Consider the following 5,384-nt stretch of genomic DNA (forward strand, 5'->3'; position numbering starts at 1 on the left):
ACGCGTCCTCCAAACCTCAGTTAAATCTCCATTTGAAGAATCCCCCCATAACTGCTATAATGAAATTTAAACACAGTAAAAAACTGGAAAAATAGAATAGGGAGGATGCAAACGAATGAAAATTACAGGAGTTAAAGCTGTATTTTACAGCGCAACAGGCAATACCGAGGAAGTTGTTACCGCGATTGCGGAAAAAATTGCAGAAAAACTGGGGGTATCGATGGAAATCTGCAATTTTACGCTGCCGGGCGGCAGAACTGAGGTGCAGACGTATGCTCCGTCTGAGCTGGTGGTGTTTGGCACACCTGTTTATGCAGGCCGTGTGCCGAATAAAATGCTTCCGGTAGTTCAAAACAACTTCAAGGGGGAAGGCGCGCTTGCAGTACCGGTAGTCACCTTCGGGAACAGAAATTTTGACAACGGATTGATTGAACTTCGCAATGAGCTTGAGAATAATGGATTCCACACGATTGCAGGAGCCGGATTTGCCGTAAGCCATGTATTTTCCGATAAGATTGCTCCGGGACGGCCGGATGAAGCAGACAGGGAGATTATGATGCGGTTTGCCGAAGCAGTGGCTGAGAAAGTGGAAAAGATGGAGGAAATTCCCGCTCCAATCGAAGTTCGCGGGGAGGATCCGGTAGGTCCGTACTACACACCTCTTGGCACCGATGGAAAGCCGGCGGTATTCTTAAAGGCAAAACCAAAGACAAGGCCGGAGGACTGCGATAGCTGCGGTATCTGCGTGGAGGCATGTCCGATGGGTTCTATCAGCAGGGAGGATCCGAAAGAAGTTCCGGGAATCTGCATTAAATGCCAGGCATGTGTGAAAAAATGTCCGACCAATGCCAAATATTTTGATGATCCGGCTTTTCTGTCCCATATTGCTATGCTGGAGCAGAATTATACCCGCAGAGCGGAAGCTGAGATTTTTATTTAACAGGAAAGTGCTTTGTTAATAAAAACCGCTTTTCGGAGAATGCGCACTGTGCGTTAAGAAAGTTTGGCCCGCTAAAGCGGCCGTGTACCGGCGCCGGAGATATTGGTTGTGAACGGCCGCCAATTGCCTGTAATGAATGTAAATAGCAACTAATTTTCTGAAATTATAGGGTTGCAGGCCTGATTTTTTTGTTGTCACATACCTTTTCATTTGATATAATTAATATGTTATTTTTCGGCAGAGGGACGTACAGTTAACTGCCGGGACTGCTTTCAGCCGGGCAGTTAACGCGGTTGGGGAAAGGAGAAGTATGACAAAAGAAAAGACAAAAAAAGAGAAAGTGGGAATGCTTGATCGGATTCTCGATTCAATCGAACGGGTTGGCAACAAGCTTCCGGATCCGATCACTCTGTTTCTGGGACTGGCAGTTGTAGTAGTAATTATTTCCGCAATTTGCAGTATGCTGGGAGTGACTGCCGTCAATCCGGCAGACGGTTCCACCGTGGAAACCTTTAATCTTTTTTCCGTGGCAGGTATCCAGTACCTGTGGACGAACGTAATTACCAATTTCTCAGGCTTTGCACCGCTGGGTATGGTACTGGTAGCCGTGATTGGTTCGTCCGTGGCGGAGAAGAGCGGTTTCCTTGTGGCTTTAATGGAGCATTTCCTGGGAGGCGCCAAGGGATGGATAGTTTCCATGGTAGTTATTTTCCTGGGAATCAATCTGAATATTGCGGGTGACGCCGGATTTATCATCCTGCCGCCTCTGGCTGCCATTCTGTTTATGTCCATCGGACGCAGTCCGCTGCTGGGACTTTATGTGGCATTTGCATCCGTGGCTGCCGGTTTCTGCGCCAATATTCTTCTGGGGCTGTCTGATGCCCTGGCCTATGGTTTTACGGAGTCCGCGGCTCAGATGATTGATCCGAATTACTCCGCATCCATGGCAATTAACTGGTATTTCCTGATTGCGTCCTGTCTGGTGTTGACAGTTGCAGGTACAATCCTGGTGGAAAAGGTCATGGTTCACCGTTTCCCGATGACAAAAGAACAGCTCGCTAAATACGATTTTGATGAAGATGCGGCCAATATTACCCCAATCCAGAAAAAAGGACTTCTTATGGCGGGGCTGGCCGAGTTGATTTATGTGATTGTACTGCTGCTTTTATCATTGCCGGTTTTCGGACCGACTGCTATTTTGGCAGACGAGGCAGGTTCCATTACAGGCGGCAATTCGCCTTTTACAAAAGGAATTGTATTTTCCGTTACTCTGGCTCTGATGATTCCTGGTATTGTCTACGGCGTGACCATCGGAAAATACAAGAATGATAAGGATATATGGGCCGATATCAGCCAGGGCTTTTCCGAGATGGGTAATTATGTGTTTATGTGTTTCTTTATCTCCATCTTCACAAATTTCTTCGCTGTATCCAAACTGGGAACCATCCTGGCTATCAATGGGGCTGGATTCCTTCAGAATATCGGTTTCAGCGGAATTCCGCTGATGATTGGCCTGATTATACTGTCCTGTTTCGTTAACCTGTTCATTGGCTCTGCTTCTGCAAAATGGGCTATTCTGGCTCCGGTTTTCATACCGATGATGATGCTGATGGGATACGATCCGGCGGTGACACAGGTGGTTTACCGAATCGGCGACTCCATCACAAATCCTCTGTCGCCTCTGTTTACCTACATGCCCGTTATTTTAGGATATGCGCGTAAATATGACAGTAAGGCAGGATTGGGAACGATTATTGCCAACATGCTGCCATTCTCCATTACTTTTGCAGTGGTATGGATTGTCCAGGTAATCATTTGGGTAGGAATGAATCTTCCTCTTGGACCTGGCGGAGCTATTTACCTTCCGTAAAAAGCGATATTTTAAAGGTCAATTGTATCAGTACATAGGAGTACTTCGGCGGTCCGGCATGATTATGAATCGGACCGCCGTTTTTAGGAAAGGAGCTATTTATGAACTATGGGAAGAGAGCGGCTGAGCTGAGCGGTGAAATCGCTGCCAGCCGCCATTATCTCCACCAGCATGCGGAGCTGTCGTTCAAGGAACAGGAGACGACGGCTTATCTGGTGGAGGAGCTTGAAAAAATGGGCATACCGGTACAGAAATTTGACGATTATACCGGTTGTATCGCCACAATCAAGGGAGGCCGCCCGGGGAACAGGACGGTGCTTTTAAGGGCGGATATCGACGCACTTCCGATTCAGGAGAACAGCGGCGTTGAATTTAAGAGTATCCATCCCGGCGTGATGCATGCCTGCGGCCATGACTGTCATGCAGCCATGCTGTTGGGAGCAGCCAGGCTTTTGTGGGAGAGCAGAGAAGAGCTGGCCGGAACGGTGAAGCTTTTGTTCCAGGCTGCGGAGGAAGTGTTTGTCGGCAGCCATTATTATGTGGACAAAGGGTATCTTGACGACGTGGATGCGGCAATGGGGCTTCACGTCTGGCCTACGGCTTCCAGCGGCAGGCTGGTCGTGATGGACGGTCCGCTGATGGCAAGCTGCGATAATTATAAAATTACGGTTCACGGCGTTTCGGCCCACGGCTCCGCACCAAATCAGGGGAAGGATGCTATTGTGGCGGCCAGCGCCATTATCACTAATCTGCAGACAATTGTAAGCCGTGTAAACGATCCTCTGAATTCCCTGGTGGTTACGGTAGGAACTGTCCGGGCGGGAACTCAATTTAACATTATTACGGACACCGCCGTCTTGGAGGGGACTGTCCGGGCCCATACCGTGGAAGCGCGAGGAATGGTGGAGCAGGCCATGCACCAGATTGTGGATTATACGGCAATGGCCCATGGATGTACGGCTGAAATCGAATATAAATATCTTGAGCCTCCGGTATGTAACAGCGATTTGAAGCTGAACGAAATTGCCAGGAACGCAGCCGTTAAGCTGTATGGCAGGGAAGTGCTGGCTACGACTCCTAAGGCAAGCGGAAGTGAAGATTTTTCTTATATTATGGAAAAAATCCCCTCCTCCCTGTTTGTATTTCTGGGATGCTACGACGAGGAGAGCGGCTGTGTCCATGCCCTCCACAATGAAAAATTCAGGATTAATGAGGAAATTCTTCCAATCGGAGCGGCACAGTATGCACAGTTTGCCGCTGATTATCTGGAAGCCGGCGCGGGAGGTGAGATGAAATGAATATCCGTCAATTAGCAAAGGAACAGGAAGATTACGTAATTAAATGCCGCCATTATCTCCACGCCCACCCGGAGCTGGGGGAACATGAGGTGGAAACTACCCGTTATATCAGGGAGCAGCTTGAGGAGATGGGGATTCCGGTTCAGACCTTTGAGGGAATCACAGGCTGTATCGGCACCATCGAAGGCGGCCAGCCGGGAAAAACAGTGATGCTCAGAGCAGACATCGACGCGCTGCCGATACAGGAAAATCCGGGCAAGAGCTATTGCAGTGTCAATCCCGGAGTGATGCATGCCTGCGGACATGACTGCCATACGGCGATGCTGCTGGGCGCGGCCCGCATATTAAGTGAACATAAGGCGGAGCTTAAGGGCACCGTGAAATTGATTTTCCAGATGGCGGAGGAGATCGGCCGGAAGTCGGAAGAGTATGTAAAACGCGGAGCTTTGGAAGGCGTTGACGCTATTTTCGGTATGCATGTCTGGTCCGCGATGGATCTCGGCTCGGCCAGCTTTGAAAGCGGAGAACGTATGGCTTGCAGCGACCGTTTTACAATTCAGATTCACGGGAAACTGTCCCACGGAAGCGCCCCCCATCAGGGACGCGACGCTATTTTGGCTGCCGCCGCCGTGGTAATGGCCCTCCAGTCAATTCCAAGCCGGATCAATGATCCTCTGGACAGCCTGGTAGTAACCGTGGGTATGATGAACGGCGGAACGAAGGAAAATATTCTGGCAGACCACGTGGAGCTGGTGGGTACGGTGCGCGCCTTTAACCGGGAATTCAGAGCGGGAATGCCTGAGCGAATCAAAGAGCTGGTGACGAATGTCGCAAAAGGATATGGCTGCAGTGCCGACTGCGACTACTATTTTGGCCCAAGCCCACTGATCAACGACGATGAGGAGCTGGTGGAGCTGGCCCGGAAAGCGGCGGAAAAGGAGCTGGGAGAGGGCTGCCTGAAGCACCTGCCGAAGATGACGGGAGCGGAGGATTTCAGCGTTTATATGGAGCATATTCCCGGTGTATACGGATATTTGGGATTCCGGAACAAGGAGAAGGGAATCGTGTGCAGCCACCATCATCCGTCGTTCGACATTGACGAATCGGTGCTTTGCCACGGTTCCGGCATTTATGCACAGTTTGCGGTGGATTATCTGGAGAAGAAGGCCTGAGGTTAGATTTAACTGAGGTTGGGAGGACGCGTCCGGAACGGACAATGTCCGGTGTGGTGAGGGGGATAGGTGAGTCTTCCGTCCCTGGTTGAAGGTTGTCGTGA

General features: G+C 50.0%; 4 protein-coding genes. All 4 read left to right on the top strand.

Annotated features, from left to right (window positions below; genetic code table 11):
- Positions 1-115 precede the first annotated feature (115 nt).
- The 4 genes from CLOSYM_RS08965 to CLOSYM_RS08980 all read left to right on the top strand — a co-directional run bounded on the left by CLOSYM_RS08965 (position 116) and on the right by CLOSYM_RS08980 (position 5,280).
- Positions 116-940 carry an EFR1 family ferrodoxin gene (locus CLOSYM_RS08965; protein WP_003499906.1) on the top strand — a complete coding sequence of 275 codons (825 nt, stop codon included), beginning with the start codon at positions 116-118 and terminating at the stop codon, positions 938-940.
- 310 nt (positions 941-1,250) lie between these two features.
- On the top strand, positions 1,251-2,810 hold the full coding sequence (locus CLOSYM_RS08970) for an AbgT family transporter (RefSeq protein ID WP_003509453.1): 1,560 nt from the start codon (positions 1,251-1,253) through the stop codon (positions 2,808-2,810).
- A 101-nt stretch (positions 2,811-2,911) separates the two neighbouring features.
- Positions 2,912-4,108, top strand: coding sequence for a M20 metallopeptidase family protein (locus tag CLOSYM_RS08975; protein WP_003509450.1), 1,197 nt, complete (start codon positions 2,912-2,914; stop codon positions 4,106-4,108).
- Positions 4,105-5,280, top strand: coding sequence for a M20 metallopeptidase family protein (locus CLOSYM_RS08980; RefSeq protein WP_003499914.1), 1,176 nt, complete (start codon positions 4,105-4,107; stop codon positions 5,278-5,280). The genes CLOSYM_RS08975 and CLOSYM_RS08980 overlap by 4 nt, the downstream gene beginning before the upstream one ends.
- The last annotated feature ends 104 nt before the right edge of the window (positions 5,281-5,384 follow it).

The sequence above is a fragment of the [Clostridium] symbiosum ATCC 14940 genome (genome assembly GCF_000466485.1).
Classification (GTDB): domain Bacteria; phylum Bacillota; class Clostridia; order Lachnospirales; family Lachnospiraceae; genus Otoolea; species Otoolea symbiosa.